This is a genomic window from Micrococcus sp. R8502A1 (assembly GCF_006704135.1).
GTDB classification, from domain to species: Bacteria; Actinomycetota; Actinomycetes; order Actinomycetales; family Micrococcaceae; genus Micrococcus; species Micrococcus luteus.
On record NZ_VIGS01000008.1, the window covers coordinates 46326 to 62732 of the forward strand.

Sequence of the window (16407 nt, forward strand, 5' to 3'; positions counted from 1 at the left end):
GGGCACAAACCGCAGGACTTCGGGCCCCGTGGGCAGAAGAGAGGGCGTTTCTGCCCACGGAGGGACGGGGATGGCCTGCCCCGAACCCCCGCCGCCGGACCCGCCCACCGCTCCCGTCGCCGTCGTGCGTGGTGTTGGATGGTCCGGTGAACACCACCATCGACACCCCGTCCCCCGACCGACCCGCCCCTGGGCAGGGCACTCCGGCCTACGCCCGGGTGCCCGCGAGCTACTACGACATCTTCGTGGGCGTCTTCATCGCCCTCCTCATCCTCTCCGGCGTCACCGCGGCCAAGCTCTTCTACGGCCCCACCGTCCCGATCGTCTCCGACCTCTTCTACGACGGCGGCCCCCTCATCTTCGACGGCGGCGCCTTCCTGTTCCCGTTCGCGTACATCGTCGGCGACATCCTCGCCGAGGTGTACGGCTGGCGCCGGGCCCGCCGGGCCATCGTCCTGGGCTTCACGATGCTCGTGCTCGCCGCCCTCACCTACACGGTGGTCTCCTGGACCACGCCCGTCGAGGGCTTCGAGGTCTGGGACCAGGCCCTCGCGCCCATGCTGCGGATCACCGTGGCCGGCTTCGTCGCGTTCCTCGTGGGCTCCCTGCTCAACGCGTCCATCGTGGTCCGCCTCAAGGAGCGCATGAAGGAACGGCACGTGGCCTTCCGGCTCATCCTCTCCACCGTGGTCGGCCAGTTCTTCGACACCCTGATCTTCTGCACCATCGCCTACGCCGGCACCATCTCGCTGCTGGAACTGGCGAACTACACGGTGACCGGCTTCGGCTACAAGACGCTCGTGGAGATCCTCATCGTGCCGGTGACCCTGCTCGTCATCCGCGCCCTCAAGCGCCGGGAGCCCACCTACCGGGCACCCGGCTTCGAGATCCACCGCGACGAGAACCCCGCCGTCGCCCCGGCCGCGTCCCGCTGACCCGCACGGGCCCCGGCGTCGGCCGCGCCGGGGCCCGTCCGTCGCGCGCACCCCGCCCACCGACTACCGTCGGTGCCATGGGCAAGGACCTCTTCGAGCACGAGCAGCAGCAGACCCTCAGCCGCGAGCAGGCCGCCGCACGCCTGCGCGACCTCGCCGACCAGCTCTCCCGGCAGAACGAGGTGCGGATCGAGCACGGCGACCGCGACGTGGTCGTCACCGTCCCGGACCGCGTGGGCCTCGAGGTGGAGCTCGAGGTCGAGGATGGCGGCGGCGCCGAACTGGAGATCACCCTCAGCTGGTGACCGGCCCCGGGTCGGCCGCCGTCGCCTCCCCGTGCCTCAGAACGTCCAGGGCTCCCCGGGGGCCAGACGCCGGTAGTCGGTCACGCCCTCGGCGAGCCCCGAGAGCACCCCGTCCACCACGCCCTTGCCGTCCTCGCTGAGGATGCCGTCGTGGATGGGGCGGGTGTGCGTCGCCGCGATGGCCCGCATCTGGTCCACCACGTCCGCGATGCGCAGCCACGGCGCCGCGACGGGCAGCAGGAGCACCTCGACGTCGGCGTCCGGCACCGTGAACGAATCGCCGGGGTGCAGCACGGCCCCGTCCACGAGGTAGGACACGTTCACCGGGCGCGGCACCTCGGCGTGGATCACCGCGTGCTCCCCGCCGAGCACCTCCACCCGGAAGCCGGCGGCCTCGAACGTCTCCCCGGGCACGGCCGTATGCACGCGCCCGGCGTCGAGCCCCGCCTCCGCCAGCGGCCCCGTGAGGTCCCGTGGCGCCCACACGTGCGCCTCCGTGCCGGCCACGGCCCTGGCCAGCTGCTCGGGGACCACGTGGTCCGGGTGGCCGTGTGTCACGAGGACGGCATCCGCGCCGTCCAGGACCGCCGCGTCGCTGAACGCGCCGGGGTCGAACGCGAGGCGTCGGCCGGCCTTCTCGAGGCGGACGGCCGAGTGGCCGAAGAGGGTCAGGGTCGTGCTCATGCGGATCACTCCTCCGCCCGGCGTCGGGATCCCGGGCGCTTCCAGCCTCCCGCGTGCTCCCGGCGGCGGACAAGGCCCGCGCCCCGTTCGATGGCCGCCCACCGGGCCCCGCCCCGACCGGCGTCCGGACGCGCGACGGCCCGCGCCCCTCGGTCCTGCCGAGGATGCGCGGGCCGGGCGTCGTCCGCTGCGCGCTCAGGGCACGGGGGGGAGCGGGTCAGCGCTGCTGCCCGGGCTGGACGCCCAGCACCTTCGCGTTGGCGGCGGCCACCGGGTCCGGGGTGGCGGTGTCCACCCGCACGCCCTGGCCCGCCGCGGCCGAGCCGGCCTCGGCCACGACCTTCTGCTGCTGGGCGTAGGGGTTGTTCGCCTCCACCACCGGGATGTTCGCGGTGATCGGGCCCGGCACCGGGGCGGTCCACGGATCCTGCACCGGCTTGGTCAGGCGCCACAGGGCGAAGCCGGCGCCGGCGGCGGCGGCCGCCATGCCCGCGACGATCCAGGAGCGGCCGCCCGAGCGGGAGGCCCGGCGACCGGCGGCACGGTTCAGGTCCTTCTCGGCCGCGCCGGCGTACTGCTCGGCACCCTTGCGCAGGCGCTTCACGATCGCCTTGTCCCCGGTGAGCTTGATCAGGGCCTGCTCCAGGGCGTCCGGGACCTCGACGTCGTGGGCGGTCTTGCGGGCGTGCGCGGCGCCGTCGGCCAGGCGGGCGGCGGCCACGGGGAGGACCTCCTCCTTGCGGCGCTGGGCGTAGTCGCCGGCGTCGGCCAGGCGGGCCTGCACCTGCGGGGCTACCTTCCCGCCCTGCTCCTGCAGCGCGGACAGACCCGTGGCGAGGAGACCGGCGAGGGTCAGGCCGCCCGCCGCGGCGGCGTCCTTGGCCTGACCGGCACGGTCGCTGAACAGGGCGGCGGACCGCTGCGCGTCCTTACGGGCGCCCTTGGCGGCCTTCTTCGCGTCCTTGCGCAGGCCCTTGGCGGCCTGGCGGCCGTCCCGGCGCAGCTGCGTGGCCTTGCGGCCCCCACGACGGCGGCCCTTCTTCGCGGCCTTCTCAGCGTCCTTGCGCGCCGCGGCGAACTGCTGCTGCACCTCGTGGCCGGCGTCCTGCGCCTGGGCCTGCAGGTGCTCGAGGAAGTCCTGGACGGTGTCCACGCCCTTGGCGACGGCGGGGGCCAGCAGCCCGTACTGGTGCGCGACGGCCTCGCCGGCCTTCCGCGCCCCGCGCTCGACCACGGGGCCGTACTCCTTCTTGGCGTCCTGGGCCTTGCGGCGGCCCTCCTCGGCCGCGGCGGAGCCGCCGATCAGCCCGTAGGCCGCGGCCACCTCGCTCCAGGCGCGGGTGGACTCCACCTTCGGGGCGGCCCAGTGGCGCAGGTTCTCCGCCTGGCGTGCGACGAACGCGTTCGCGTCGCCGTCGTGCTGGATCTCGTCGTGCAGGGTCTTGCGAGCCATGTGATGCCTCCCGTGAGTTCTGGATGGTCGTTGAACGCGGTGGTCCTCGAGGCCCAGCCTAGTGGCCGACCCCCGCCGTGGCACGGGTCCCGGCACGCCGGGAGTGCGTACGCCGATCGCGGAAGACCCGCCCCCGGACGGCGGGATCCGGACGGCCCGCCGCCGCGGATGGAACAATGGGGCGCATGGCGAACAAGACGCACACCGCGACCATCCACACGAACCACGGCGACATCGTCGTCGAGCTGTTCGGCAACCACGCCCCGAAGACCGTGAAGAACTTCGTGGGTCTCGCCACCGGCGAGCAGGAGTGGACCCACCCGCAGACCGGTGAGAAGAACAACGGCGCCCCGCTGTACTCCGGCACCGTGTTCCACCGCATCATCAAGGACTTCATGATCCAGGGCGGCGACCCGCTCGGCATGGGCATCGGCGGCCCCGGCTACCAGTTCGGCGACGAGATCCACCCCGAGCTGCAGTTCGACCGTCCCTACCTGCTGGCCATGGCCAACGCCGGCCCCGGCACCAACGGCTCGCAGTTCTTCATCACCTCCGTGCCCACCGGCTGGCTCAACGGCAAGCACACCATCTTCGGCGAGGTGAAGGACGAGGCCTCCCAGAAGGTCGTGGACGAGCTCAACGCCGTCGCCACCGATCCCCGTGACCGCCCGCTCGAGGACGTCGTCATCGAGTCCATCGACATCGACGAGGCCTGAGCAGCCCCTCGGTGAGCACCACCCCCTCTGACCCGCACGGCCCGGACTCCGCGGACGGCACACCCCCGGTGTGCCCGCGGCATCCGGGCCGTGCCGCGTATGTGCGCTGCGCCGTGTGCCGGCGCCCCGCGTGCCTCGACTGCCAGCGTCCCGGCTCCGCGGCCGGGCCGGTCTGCGTGGACTGTGCGTCCGGCGTCGTGGCCGGCCCCGCTCCGACGGCGGCCCCCGCCGCCGGCGCCGCCGCGACGGTCCCGGTCCGACGGCGGACGGGCTTCGCCGCCTCGCCCGTCACCTGGATCCTGCTGGCGGTCACGGTGGTGGTCTACGCGGCGCAGTGGATGACCCGGGATCAGGCGTCCGGCGTGACCGAAGCGCTCTGGTACGCCGGGCTCTACACGTCCCCGTACGGCATGGAGCCGTGGCGGATGGCCTCCTACGCGCTCGTGCACGACGTCACCGGCCCCACGCACCTGCTGCTGAACATGCTCGCGCTGTGGGTGATCGGGCGCGTGCTCGAGCCCGCGCTGGGCTGGTGGCGGTTCCTCGCCCTCTACGTGCTCTCCGCCGTGGGCGGTGCGGTGTTCGCACTGTGGGTCTCGGACCCGCTGCAGCCCGTCGTCGGGGCGTCCGGTGCCGTGTACGGCATGTTCGCGGCCCTGTTCCTGTTCACCCGGGTGCGGGGCGGGCAGGTGCGCTCGATCGCCGTGCTGATCGGCCTGAACCTCGTGTTCTCGTTCCTGCTGCCCGGGGTGGCCTGGCAGGTGCACGTGGGCGGGCTGCTGACGGGCGCCGTCGTCGCCGTCGTGTTCTCCCTGGCCGGCGGGCTGCGCCCCGGGCGGGCGCGTGTGCCGTCCGTGGGCGCCCAGGCGGCCGGCCTCGTGGTCGTGGCGGCGGCGCTGGCGGCGCTCACGGTGCTCGGCGCCGCCCGGGTCACGGTGGCCGGCCTGCTCGGCTAGGCCGTCGTCCCCGACCGTCCCCGGAGTTCTCCACAGCGGGGTGTGCACTTCTTCCCACAGGGGTGTCCACACCTGTGGACAACTCCGGGGACAACTCGTCTCCGGGCGGGATCGTGCGGATCGGCCATCCACAGGGTTGTCCACCGCTGTGGAGAACTACACGTGTGTCATTCGCTCCAGCGGGACATCATGAGGAACCCGACGAGCGCGATGCCGAAGCCCACGAGGATGTTCCAGCCGCCGATCTGCACGATCGGGAAGAGGCCCTGGGTCAGGTAGTAGACGATGATCCAGAGCAGGCCGAGGATCAGCAGGCCGAACATCACGGCCTTGTACACGGGGGAGAGGGGCTTCGGACCCGGGTCCACGTCCCCGAGGTCCGTCCGCACGGCGGAGCGGCTGCGGCGCGCGGCCTCGAGCTCCTCGCGCTTCCGACGGGCCGAGTCCTTGCGCTTGCCGGCGGGTGCTGCCACGGGTCTTCTCCTCGGGTGGGGGGGTGGTGGGCGCCCCCACCGGCGGGGACCGGGGCGGGGACGGTATCCTGCTGACCTGCCCAGGACCGGGGTCAGCGACGTGCCCGGCCAGTCTATGCACCCCGCTCCCACGCGGCGGGGAGGAAAGAGCGCCCCCGTGCAGAGCCCCGAGGTCTCCGTCCTCGTCGTCGACAACTACGACAGCTTCGTCTACACCCTGGTGGGCTACCTCGAGCAGCTCGGGGCCCGCACCACCGTGATCCGCAACGACGAGGTCACCCCCGGCCGCGCCCTCGAGCTCGCGGCCGAGCACACGGCGGTGCTCATCTCGCCCGGGCCGGGCGCGCCCGCCGACGCCGGTGTTTCCCTCGACCTCATCCGCTCCGCCGCCGACGGCGGCCGTCCGCTCTTCGGGGTGTGCCTGGGGCACCAGGCCATCGCGGAGGCGTTCGGCGCCACCGTGACGCACGCGGAGTCCCTCATGCACGGCAAGACGTCCCTGGTCCGCCACGGCGAGCACCCCATGTTCGAGGGCGTCCCCTCGCCGTTCACCGCCACCCGCTACCACTCGCTGGCCGCCGTGCGGCCCACCGTGGACGAGGCGGTCCTGGAGATCACCGCCGAGACCGAGGACGGCGTCGTGATGGGACTGGCCCACCGCACCGCGCCCCTGTGGGGCGTGCAGTTCCACCCCGAGTCCGTGCTCACCGAGGGCGGCTACCGGATGCTCGGCAACTGGCTCGAGTCCGTGGGGCTCTCCGGGGCCGCCGAGCGCGGCGGCCGGCTCTCGCCCCTCGTCCGCCAGGACTGACCGGTCCCGGGGCCCGGTTCGCGGGTCGGACGGCGCCCCGTCCGCTCAGGTGGACGGCGGCGGATCGATCGAGGGCTCGGGGTCCGGCGTCAGCGTCGGCAGCGGGTCCACCGGCGTCCCGGTGGGCGAGGTGCTCGGTGACTGCTCGGTCGGCCCCGGCGAGGTCGACGGGGCCGCCGACGTCGACGACGGGCTCTGCGTCGGCGACGGCGTCGCGGTCGCCGTCGGCTCGGGGGTGGGCGTGGCCGAGGCGGACGGCGAGGGCGACGGCTCCGCGCTCTCGGAGGGCTCCGCGCTCTCCGACGGCGGGGGGCTCGGTGACGCGGACGCCGACGGCGTGGGCTCGGGCGCCTCGCTGGACGGCGGCGCCGGCTCGGAGGGCTCGGCCGTGGGCGCGATCCACGAGGACGCCGTCAGGGTCAGGGAGGAACGGTTGTCCACGCGGACGCCGGCGGGCGGATCCTGGGCCACGACCGTGCCGGTGTCGGTGGTCGCGCCGTCCTCGTCCTGGATCCGCACGCGCAGCTCGGGGGCGCTCAGCGCCAGCTGACGCCGCGCGTCCGGAGCGCTCATCCCCACCACGTCCGGCACGGCGACCATGCCGCTGGACAGGTGCAGCACCACGGAGGAGCCGGGCGGCACGTGGGTGCCCATCGCGGGGTCGGTGCGGGCGAGCAGCCCGCGCTCGAGTCGGCCGTCGTCCTGGTACAGCACGGAGGAGACGCGCAGGCCCAGCCGTTCCAGCTCGCGGCGGGCCGCGTCCTCGGACAGCCCGTGCAGGGAGTCGGACAGCGCGATACCCTCCTCGCCGCGGGACACCCGGACCCGCACCTCGGCCCCGCGGGGCACCTCCGTGCCCGTCTGCGGGTCGCTCTGGGTAACGGTCCCGTCCGGGGCGTCGGCCATGTACGCGGACGAGACGACGGCCACCAGGCCCGCGTCCTCGAGCGCCGCGACCGCCTCGTCCTGCTGCAGCCCCACCACCGCGGGCACCTCCACGGTGTTGCGCAGGGCCGCCGCGAGCCACGGCGCCAGGACCAGGGCCAGCACGACCAGGACCACGCCGGCCGCCAGGAGCGTGCGCCGGCGGACGCGGCGTCGGACGCGACGGGGTGTGGCCGTCGCCGGTGCCGGCGTGTCTCGGGGCGGCGGTTCGGGCCGGGGCGTCGCGGCTGCACCGGGCGTCGCGGCTGCACCGGGCGTCACCGGCTGGCCGCCGGTCACCGGGCGGGGGCCGTCCATGGCGGCGGCGGCGGCCAGCTGCGCGGCGGAGGCGGCGCCGGGCAGTCCCGCACCCGCGACGGCGTGGTTCGCCGCCTGGGGTTGTGCGACGTCCGGCTCGGCCGGGGCGGAGGGCGTCGGCCGGGTCAGCGGGACCGTGGCCGTCGGCACGTCGGCGTCGTCGGCCCCGTGCTCCGCGGGCGTGGCGCGCGGCACCGCGCCGCCCGCGCCGACTGGGGCGGGATGGCCGGCACCGAGCGGCGGGGTGTGACGGCCGGGGGCGGCGTGCGGATCCGCCGCGGCCTCCTCGAGGGCCGCGAGGAACGCGGCGCCGGTGGGGAACCGGTCCTGCGGATCCTTGCGCAGGGCGCGCAGCACCACGGGGTCGAACGCGGGCGGCAGGTCGGGGTCGACGTCGGAGGGCGCCGGCGGCTCCTCGCGCACGTGCTGGTAGGCCACGGCCAGCGGCGTGTCGCCCGTGAAGGGGGGCCGGCCTGTGAGCAGCTCGAACAGCAGGCAGCCGGCCGCGTAGAGGTCGGCGCGGCCGTCCACGGTGCGGCCCGTCGCCTGCTCCGGGGCCAGGTACAGGGCGGTGCCCACCACGGCCTGGGTCTGCGACGTGGTGGCGGAGGTGTCTGCCAGCGCGTGGGCGATCCCGAAGTCCATCACCTTCACGGTGCCCGTGTCCGTGACCATGACGTTCGCGGGCTTCACGTCGCGGTGGACGATGCCCTCCTCGTGCGCGTGCTCGAGCGCTTCCAGCACGCCCCGGGTCCAGGCCACGGCGCGGTCCGGGCCCACGGCGCCCTCGGCGTGCAGGATCTCCCGCAGCGTCCGGCCGGAGACGAGCTCCATCACCAGGAACGGGCAGTCCACCGGATGGAGGCCGTCCTCGAGGGAGACCTCGCCCGTGTCGTACACGGAGACGATCGAGGGGTGGTTCAGGGAGGCCGCCGAGCGCGCCTCCTTGCGGAAGCGCGCCTGGAAGTGCGGGTCGCGCGCCAGATCCCGGCGCATCAGCTTCACCGCCACCGGGCGGTGCAGCCGCAGGTCCTCGCCGCGGAAGACGTCCGCCATGCCGCCGCGCCCGATCAGCTCACCGATCCGGTACCGCCCGTTCAGGGTCCTCTGCTCGTCCACAGACACGTCCGCGTGGTCGTCCCGCCCGCCGCTCAGGCGGAGGGCGTGGCGTCGGCGGACGAGGCCTGCGCGCCACGCGCGTCGGCGGAGGAGGCCTCCGCGCCGCGCGCGTCAGCGGACGGGTCGGTGGTGGGCTGGCCCGTCGGCGCCGTGGACTCCCCGGAGGACTCCGTCGTCGGATCCGCCGTGGGCGTCGTCGGCTCCTCGGACGGCTCCGGCGTGGGCTCCGGGTCGGCGGTGGCCGTCGGGGATTCGGCGGTGGGGGACGGGCTGGGCTCGTCCGAGGCCGACGGGCTCGGCCCGGTGCTCGGCTCCTCCGACGCGCTGGGCTCCGGCTCCGAGGCGGGCTGGGAGGCCTCGCGGGTCGGCGCGGCGTCGGACCCGCCGGTGGCCACGATCAGCTGCACGTGCGTGTCGTAGCGGTGACGCTCGCCCTCGCCGGGCACCACGCGCACCACCTCGCCGTCGGCGCCGTCGGCGGACGGGTCGTCCACCCGGTCCACGGTGAAGCCGCGGTCGCGCAGCGTCTGGATCGCGCTCTCCACGGGCTGGCCCACGAGTCCCTCCGGGATGACGCCCTCACCGGTGGAGACGGCCAGCGTGACGGTCTCACCGCGCCGCAGCGCCCCCACGGGGTTGATCTCCTCGACGGTGCCCTGCGGGCTCTGCGCGTCGCGGTCCTCCTCGCGCACCGCCAGGCCGAGTCCCTCGAGCTCGGTGCGCACCTCGCTCACGGGGCGACCCCTGTACGCCTCCGGGTCCACGTTCACGGACGACTCCTCCTGCGAGGTCGCCGGCGCCGAGCCGCCGTTGCCGCGGCCACCCGTGAGCAGCGGCCACAGCAGCGCCCCCAGGAGGGCGAACACCACGAGCCCGAGCAGTGCCCACAGCGGCCAGGGGTTGGCGCGTCGCCGGCGGGCGGGCGCGGAGCCGCCCCCGGCGGGCGGGCCAGGGTCCACGACGTCGCCCGGGCGGGTCTGCTGGTCGCGCACGGCGGCGATCTCGTGGTCGCGCGTGCTCGCGCTCGCGGCGGCGCCGGCCGCACCGGCCGCGCCCACGGCCGCCGCACCGGCGGCGCCGGGGCCGCGGGCGTCGTCGTCGGTGCGGGGCTGGGCCGCGGTCACCGGCAGCGCCGCGGTGGCGGGGGAGCCGTCTGTCCGGGTGCCCTCGGCGCGGGGATGGGTGGTGCGCATGCCGTCGTAGTCCAGGGGAGCGGTCTCGGCGCCCGAGGGGTCGGCCACGCCCTGCTCCTCGAGGAAGACGGCCAGGCCGGGCACGGCCTCCACGGCGCCGCGGGTGTCCTTGCGACGCAGCGCGTCGGCGGCCTCCGAGAGCGCGGTCGCGTCCGAGGGCCGCTCCTTGGGGTCCTTCGAGAGCATGCACATGATCAGGGCGCGCACCTGGGCCGGGACGGTGTCCGGCAGGGGCGGCGGGGTGTCGTTGACCTGGGCGAGGGCGATCGCGATCTGGGACTCGCCCGTGAACGGGCGATGCCCGGCGAGGGCCTCGTAGCCGATGATGCCCAGCGAGTAGAGGTCGGAGGAGCCGGTGGCCTGCTGCCCCGTGGCCTGTTCGGGCGCGAGGTACTGGGCGGTGCCCATCACCTGGCCGGTGGCCGTGAGCGGGACCTGGTCCGCCAGGCGCGCGATGCCGAAGTCCGTCACCTTCACCCGGCCGGTGGGCGTGATCATGAGGTTGCCGGGCTTGACGTCGCGGTGCACGAGCCCCTGGGCGTGGGCAGCCGAGAGCGCGGCCGCCGTCTGCGCGATGATCCGCAGGGTCCGCTCGGGGGAGAGCACCTTCTCCTTCTCGAGGATGGAGGACAGTGGCTGGCCCGGCACGAGCTCCATGACGAGGTAGGCGGAGCCCTTCTCCTCGCCGTAGTCGTAGACGTTGGCGACGCCGGGGTGGTTCAGCAGCGCCGTGTGCTGGGCCTCCGCCCGGAAGCGGCGCAGGAAGTTGGGGTCACCTGTGTACTCCTCCTTGAGGATCTTCACGGCGGTGATCCGGCCCAGGACCTTGTCCCGCGCCTTCCACACCTCGCCCATGCCGCCGATCGCGATGCGATCGGTCAACTGGTACCTGCCGCCGAGGGTGATGCCCGATGTCGGCCTCATTCCGTGACCACCGCTTCCATGATTGCCTTCATGCCACTGACGACTGTCTGATGTCCAACCCCCGGCGGCTCGTCCTCCACCACGATCGTCACGGCCGCCCGGGGGTTCTCGCTCGCGTCGAAGCCGGTGATCCAGGAGTGCACGTTGCCCGTGTCCCCGACCTCGGCCGTGCCCGACTTCGCCGCGATCCGCACCGTGTCCGACTGCACGGATCCCAGGATGCCGTCCTCCACCGCCGAGACCATCATGTCCGAGACCTGCCCGGCCACCTCGGGGGTCGTGGCCCGGCCGCGCTCACGGGGGCTGAACTCCTGCACCGTGGTGAGGTCCGAACGGCGGACCGCCTTGATCAGCTGCGGCTCCATGACCACGCCGTCGTTCGCGATGCCGGCGGCCACCATGGCCATCTGCAGCGCGGTGGCCTGCACGTCCCGCTGGCCGATCGAGGACTGCGCCAGCGCGGCGTCGTCCAGGTCGGAGGGGAACACGGAGCCGGTCACGGGCAGCGGGTAGTCGAAGGAGTCGTTGAAGCCGAACCGCTCGGCGACCTCCCGGATCCGGTCCTGGCCCAGCTCGACGGCGGCCATGGCGAACGGCGTGTTGCAGGACTGCGCCAGCGCCCACGTGAGGGTCTGACGCCCCACGGTGTTGCACGGTGAGCCGTCGTAATTGGGCAGCTCCGTGGTCGTGCCGGGCAGCGTCCACGCGGCGGGGATGTCCACCGTCCCGTCCGGGGTGTAGTCACCGGACTCGAGCATGGCCACCGCGTCGATCAGCTTGAACGTGGAGCCGGGGGACACGAGCTGCTCCGCGGCGCGGTTGCGGTACGCGCTGGCACCGGGGATCTGGTCGATCGCGGCCATGGCCGCCTGCGCCTCGGCCGGGCTGTGCGAGGAGAGCGCGTTGGAGTCGAAGCTCGGCTTCGACACCATGGCCAGGATCTCGCCTGTCGTCGGGTCCGTGACCACGGCGGAGGCGCGCACGCCGTCCGGGAGCGCGTCGTACGCCAGGCGCTGCAGCTCGGGGTCGATCGTCAGCTCCACCTGGTCGCCCTCAGGCGTGGCACCCGTGATGATCTCCATGGCGCGGTCCACGAACTGGGACGTGGGGGTGCCGGAGAGCTGCTCGTTCATGGCCGCCTCCAGCCCGTCGGTGCCGTAGGTGAGCGAATAGAAGCCTGTGAGCGGGGCGTACAGCTCGGGCTCGTGGTAGACGCGCTGGTAGTGGTACGCGTCGTCGGAGGGGACGGACTCGGCGATCGGCTCGCCGTCCACGAGGATCGGCCCGCGCGGGGCGCCGAACTCCAGGAACATCTGCCGCGAGTTCAGGGCGTGCGTCTTGAGCTGGTCCGCGGCCAGCACCTGGATGACGGACGCGGCCAGCGCGAGCACCAGGATCATGGCCGCCATGACGGTCCACGTGCGTCGGATCGCCTCGTTCACCGCTCCTCACCTCCTCCCGGGGGCACGGCCGCCGCCGGGAGCGCCGTGCCGGGGTCGAGGTGGCCGGCGCCGGGCCCGGACGCGTTGACCATCCCGTCCACGACCACGGGACGGCGGGCGGCGTTCGAGATGCGCAGCACGAGCCCCACGATGATCCAGTTGGCCAGCAGCGACGAGCCGCCGGCGGCGAGGAACGGCGTCGTGAGGCCGGTGAGCGGCAGCACGAGGGTCACGCCGCCCATCACCACGAACACCTGCCACGCCATGGTGAAGGCCAGGCCGGAGGCGAGCACCTTGCCGAACGCGTCGCGCACGCCGAGGGCGGCGCGCATCATGCGGGTGACGAGCAGGAGGTACAGGACGAGCACGGCGGCCAGGCCCACGAAGCCGAGCTCCTCGCCGATGGCCGTGAGGATCATGTCCGAGAAGGACAGCGGCACCTGGGTGGGGTTGCCCGCGCCCAGGCCGGTGCCCATCAGCCCGCCCGAGGCCATCGCGAACAGGCCCTGGACGACCTGGTAGGAGCCGCCGAAGTCGCGATGGTAGATCTCGGGGTCGAAGGCCCTCAGCCAGATCTCGAACCGGGCGGTCACGTGCGGCATGAACAGGAACGCCAGCGCCGCGCCGAAGGCGATCAGGCCCAGGCCGAGGAGGATCCAGGAGGCGCGGGACGTGGCGATGTAGAGCATCGCCATGAACATGCCGAAGAACAGCAGGGCCGAGCCCAGGTCGCGCTGGAACACGAGCACGCCGAGCGCCAGGAGCCAGCCGGCCAGCAACGGGCCGAGGTCCCGGGCGCGGGGGAAGGTCACCGGGCCCACGCGGCGGCCGGCCAGCAGGATCAGGTCGCGGTTCGCGGAGAGGTAGCCGGCGAAGAAGACGGCCAGCGTGATCTTGGCGATCTCACCGGGCTGGAAGGTGCCGAATCCGACGTCGATCCAGATCCGCGCCCCGTACATGCTCAGGCCCAGCCCGGGCACGAGCGGCAGGAGCAGCAGCACGCCGGACGCGGCGAGGAACAGGTAGGGCCAGCGCCGCAGCACCCGATGGTCGCGCACCAGGAACACCAGGGCGGAGGCCACCAGGACGGCCAGGACGGACCACACGAGCTGCGAGGTGGGGTTGGCCATCGCGGCGTCCTGGCTCAGCCGGTGGATCATGGCCAGGCCCAGCCCGTTGAGCAAGGCGGTGATCGGCAGCATGAACGGGTCCGCGTAGGGGGCGCGCAGCCGCAGGACCACGTGCAGCACCAGGGTGGCGGCCCCGAAGATGCCCAGCGGCACCCAGGCGGTGGAGTCCAGCGGGGCGTCCGTGCCGATCATGCCCAGCAGGTCCGCCCCCAGGGCGATGGTCAGGGCGGCCAGCAGCAGGACCAGTTCGATGTTCCGGCGCGGGCGTGCGGGGGAGATCACCTCGGTCACGGGGCCTCACCTCCCGTCGCGCTCGGGGACGACGCCGGGCTCGTCGGCGCGGCGGCGCCGGACGCGTCCGAGGGGCGGGCGGAGGACGACGACGGCGTCGTGCTCGGCCGGGCCCGCTCGGAGGGCTCACCGGCGGGGGCGGGGGCGTTCGGGTGCAGCGAGTCGCGCAGCTCGGCGACGATCTGCTCCGCGTGGTCCACGTCCCGGGCGGCCATGCCGGCGTTCACGCGGTCGCGTGCGTACGCGGGCAGCGCATCCACCGGGAGGTCGGTCTGGCGGTCCACGTGGGACAGCTCGAGCGGGCCCAGCCGCTGGGAGACGCCCTTGAACACGGCGATCCGGCCGTCGTTGGCCCCCACGTAGTACTGCGTCTGCGTCCACAGATAGCCCCACACGGCCACGGCCGCGAGGGTGAGGGCGAGCAGCGTGGTGAACACGGGGATGAACCAGCCGCGGCGGTACTGCACCGGGCGGTCGTCCTTCCCACGACGCCGACGCGCGGCCCCGTCCTCGGGGCCGCCGGCGGGCCCGGAGGTCACCGGGGCCGGGGTGGCGGCCGTGGTCGACGCCTCGGCGGCTTCGTCGGACGGGTGGTCGGCGGCGGGGGCGGCCGGTGTGGCGGCGGCGGAGGAACCGGCCGCGGCGGTGGCCGCGGTGCCGCTCGGCGCGGCGGGCGGGGCGGACGCGTCCGGGCGCGGGGCGGCGTCGGCGGCGGGGCCCGGCCCGTCGGTGAGGACGGCCGCGGTGCGTCGGGGACGGTTCTCCGGCACGGGCGTCTCGCCGAGCAGTGCGGCGGCGCGGCGGAGCGTGGAGCTGCGCGTGACCACGGGGATGCGATCGGTCCTCACGGCGTTGGAGGCCGCGCCGACGAGCAGGTGGGGACGTGCGTCCAGGTCCTCCCGCAGCAGCAGGCCGGAGACCGGGCCGACCTCGGGCGGATGGGCCGCGGCGAGGGCCTGCTCGGACAGGTGGACGTCCGGGACGGGGGCCAGCTCCTCCGCCGTGCCCTCCGCGATCTCGAACGCCACCACGGTCACGTTGTCCGGGGCGCCGCCCTTGAGGGTCAGGTCCACGAGGGTGTCGACGGCCTGGTTGAGAGCCTCCGAGTCCCGCAGCACCTCGTGGATCCTCTCGGGGGAGACCACGTCCGTGAGGCCGTCCGAGCAGAACAGCCAGCGCTCTCCGGGGGCGACGGGCACCTCGAACACGTCCAGCTCGGGGGAGGCGTCCACGTCGCCGAGCACGCGCATGAGCACGTTCTTGTTCGGGTGGAACGGTGCCTCCCCAGGCTCGAGGCGCCCCTCGTCCACGAGCTTCTGCACGAACGTGTGGTCCGTGGTGACCTGGGAGAACTCGCCGTCCGCGAGCCGGTAGGCCCGGGAGTCGCCGATGTGCGCCATGTGCAGCGTGGTCCCCGCGAGCAGGCCGGCGGTGCACGTGGTGCCCATGCCGGCGAGCTTGGGGTTGGCGTGCACCAGCTCGTTGAGGATCAGGTTGGCGTTCTGGATCTCGTCCGGCAGCACCGTGGCCGGGTCCTCATAGCCCACCGCATCCAGCGGGGCCAGGTCCAGCACCGTGGACGCACTCGCCACGTCGCCGCCCACGTGCCCGCCCATGCCGTCCGCGAGCACGGCCAGGTGACGGCCCACGTAGGCGGAGTCGTCGTTCTTGGCACGGACGCGGCCGACGTCGGAGCGGGCGGCGTAGCGGAGGACGAGGGTCATGGATCAGGCCTCAAGCTCCATGACGGTCTTGCCGATGCGGATGGCCGTGCCGGGGCCCACGGGCAGCGCGCGGGTCACGGGGGCGCCGTTCACGTAGGTGCCGTTCGTGGAGCCGAGATCCTCGAGGAACCAGCGGGTGCCCTGGGGGAACAGCCGGGCGTGGCGGCCGGAGGCGTAGTCGTCCACGAGCACCAGGTCGGCGTCCTGGGCGCGGCCCATCAGCAGGGGGCGGCCCTCCAGGGCGATGGTCTGCCCGGCCTTCGGACCCTCGACCACCCGCAGGGTGCGGGACAGCCGCGGGGCCGGCGTCGTCGGGGCGGACGCGGCGGGGGACGGCGTCGACGCGGGCGCGGGGCGGTCGACCGCGGACGAGCCCGCCCCGGCGACCCCGGCCGCGGGCACGGCGGTGACCAGGCCGGCGTCGCGCTGGGCCTGCTGGAGGCGCGTCTTGTTGCGCCGGCCGACCACGAGGTCGCGGCCCTGCGCCATGACGATGGAGATGATCAGCACCCACAGGGCCAGCAGCAGGCCCATGCGGAGCACGGCGACGGCGAGCTCGCTCATGCGCGGCCCCCCGTCCCGCCGAAGAACAGCAGCTCGGTCTGGCCGACGGTCACCACGTCCCCGTCGCGCAGGGTGATGGAGCCGTCCACGCGGCGGCCGTTGACGAGCACGCCGTTGCGACTGCCCAGGTCCAGGAGCGTGACCGTGGAGCCGACGGTGAGCAGGCGCAGGTGTTCGCGGGACACCGAGGAGTCCGGGATCACGAGGTCGGCACGCTCGGCCGAGCGGCCGAGGATGAGGTCGTCCCCGTCCAGGGGGAGCATGCGGCCGTCCAGCTCGAGGGCCGGGCCGGCGGGCCCGGTCACGGGGCGGCCCATCACGACGGTCGGCTGGTCGGCGTGGGCGGGGGCGGCGGGCGCGGTCGAGGCGGCGGCCCGGGGGGGCGCCGGGCCGGGGTCTTCTATACAAATCAGAGCCCCCGGGGCGGGGACACACCACCGTAGCC

At 74.2% G+C, this 16407-nt stretch carries 15 protein-coding genes; 5 read left to right on the forward strand and 10 right to left on the reverse strand.

The window, feature by feature from the left end; all coding sequences use genetic code 11:
- Positions 1-146 precede the first annotated feature (146 nt).
- Positions 147-935 carry a queuosine precursor transporter gene (locus tag FLM69_RS03070; RefSeq protein WP_036384431.1) on the forward strand — a complete coding sequence of 263 codons (789 nt, stop codon included), beginning with the start codon at positions 147-149 and terminating at the stop codon, positions 933-935.
- Positions 936-1012: 77 nt separating this feature from the next.
- Positions 1013-1240, forward strand: coding sequence for an amphi-Trp domain-containing protein (locus FLM69_RS03075; RefSeq protein WP_036384429.1), 228 nt, complete (start codon positions 1013-1015; stop codon positions 1238-1240).
- Positions 1241-1276: 36 nt separating this feature from the next.
- On the opposite strand, the gene FLM69_RS03080 is transcribed toward FLM69_RS03075, so the two are convergent.
- On the reverse strand, positions 1277-1924 hold the full coding sequence (locus FLM69_RS03080; protein ID WP_036384426.1) for an MBL fold metallo-hydrolase: 648 nt from the start codon (positions 1922-1924) through the stop codon (positions 1277-1279).
- A gap of 217 nt (positions 1925-2141) precedes the next feature.
- The gene (locus FLM69_RS03085; RefSeq protein WP_036384424.1) at positions 2142-3377 is read right to left on the reverse strand and encodes a hypothetical protein; all 1236 of its coding nucleotides are present in this window, start codon (positions 3375-3377) and stop codon (positions 2142-2144) included.
- 185 nt (positions 3378-3562) lie between these two features.
- Between FLM69_RS03085 and FLM69_RS03090 the strand changes: the two genes are divergently transcribed.
- Positions 3563-4093, forward strand: coding sequence for a peptidylprolyl isomerase (locus FLM69_RS03090; protein ID WP_010079725.1), 531 nt, complete (start codon positions 3563-3565; stop codon positions 4091-4093).
- 11 nt (positions 4094-4104) lie between these two features.
- The gene (locus tag FLM69_RS03095; protein ID WP_255502675.1) at positions 4105-5049 is read left to right on the forward strand and encodes a rhomboid family intramembrane serine protease; all 945 of its coding nucleotides are present in this window, start codon (positions 4105-4107) and stop codon (positions 5047-5049) included.
- Positions 5050-5216: 167 nt separating this feature from the next.
- On the opposite strand, the gene FLM69_RS03100 is transcribed toward FLM69_RS03095, so the two are convergent.
- Positions 5217-5522, reverse strand: a complete 306-nt coding sequence (locus FLM69_RS03100; protein ID WP_036337280.1) for a cell division protein CrgA — start codon at positions 5520-5522, stop codon at positions 5217-5219.
- Positions 5523-5679: 157 nt separating this feature from the next.
- Between FLM69_RS03100 and FLM69_RS03105 the strand changes: the two genes are divergently transcribed.
- Complete coding sequence (locus FLM69_RS03105; protein WP_036384630.1) at positions 5680-6333, forward strand: aminodeoxychorismate/anthranilate synthase component II; 654 nt, start codon at positions 5680-5682, stop codon at positions 6331-6333.
- A gap of 45 nt (positions 6334-6378) precedes the next feature.
- Here FLM69_RS03105 and FLM69_RS03110 read toward each other — a convergent pair whose 3' ends face one another.
- The 7 genes from FLM69_RS03110 to FLM69_RS03140 all read right to left on the reverse strand — a co-directional run.
- Positions 6379-8694 carry a PASTA domain-containing protein gene (locus tag FLM69_RS03110; RefSeq protein ID WP_036384634.1) on the reverse strand — a complete coding sequence of 772 codons (2316 nt, stop codon included), beginning with the start codon at positions 8692-8694 and terminating at the stop codon, positions 6379-6381.
- Positions 8695-8726: 32 nt separating this feature from the next.
- The gene (locus tag FLM69_RS03115; protein WP_141842985.1) at positions 8727-10811 is read right to left on the reverse strand and encodes a protein kinase; all 2085 of its coding nucleotides are present in this window, start codon (positions 10809-10811) and stop codon (positions 8727-8729) included.
- Positions 10808-12253 (reverse strand): penicillin-binding protein 2, encoded by a 1446-nt coding sequence (locus FLM69_RS03120; RefSeq protein ID WP_036384638.1) that lies wholly within the window; start codon positions 12251-12253, stop codon positions 10808-10810. The genes FLM69_RS03115 and FLM69_RS03120 overlap by 4 nt, the downstream gene beginning before the upstream one ends.
- Positions 12250-13674 (reverse strand): FtsW/RodA/SpoVE family cell cycle protein, encoded by a 1425-nt coding sequence (locus FLM69_RS03125; RefSeq protein ID WP_036384640.1) that lies wholly within the window; start codon positions 13672-13674, stop codon positions 12250-12252. Before FLM69_RS03125 ends, FLM69_RS03120 begins: the two co-directional genes overlap by 4 nt.
- Positions 13671-15398 carry a PP2C family serine/threonine-protein phosphatase gene (locus FLM69_RS03130; RefSeq protein ID WP_141842987.1) on the reverse strand — a complete coding sequence of 576 codons (1728 nt, stop codon included), beginning with the start codon at positions 15396-15398 and terminating at the stop codon, positions 13671-13673. Before FLM69_RS03130 ends, FLM69_RS03125 begins: the two co-directional genes overlap by 4 nt.
- Before the next feature lie 3 nt (positions 15399-15401).
- Positions 15402-15962 (reverse strand): FHA domain-containing protein, encoded by a 561-nt coding sequence (locus FLM69_RS03135; RefSeq protein WP_020624445.1) that lies wholly within the window; start codon positions 15960-15962, stop codon positions 15402-15404.
- On the reverse strand, positions 15959-16407 hold a 449-nt coding region (locus FLM69_RS03140; protein ID WP_141842989.1), incomplete at its 5' end, for an FHA domain-containing protein. The genes FLM69_RS03140 and FLM69_RS03135, both read right to left, overlap by 4 nt.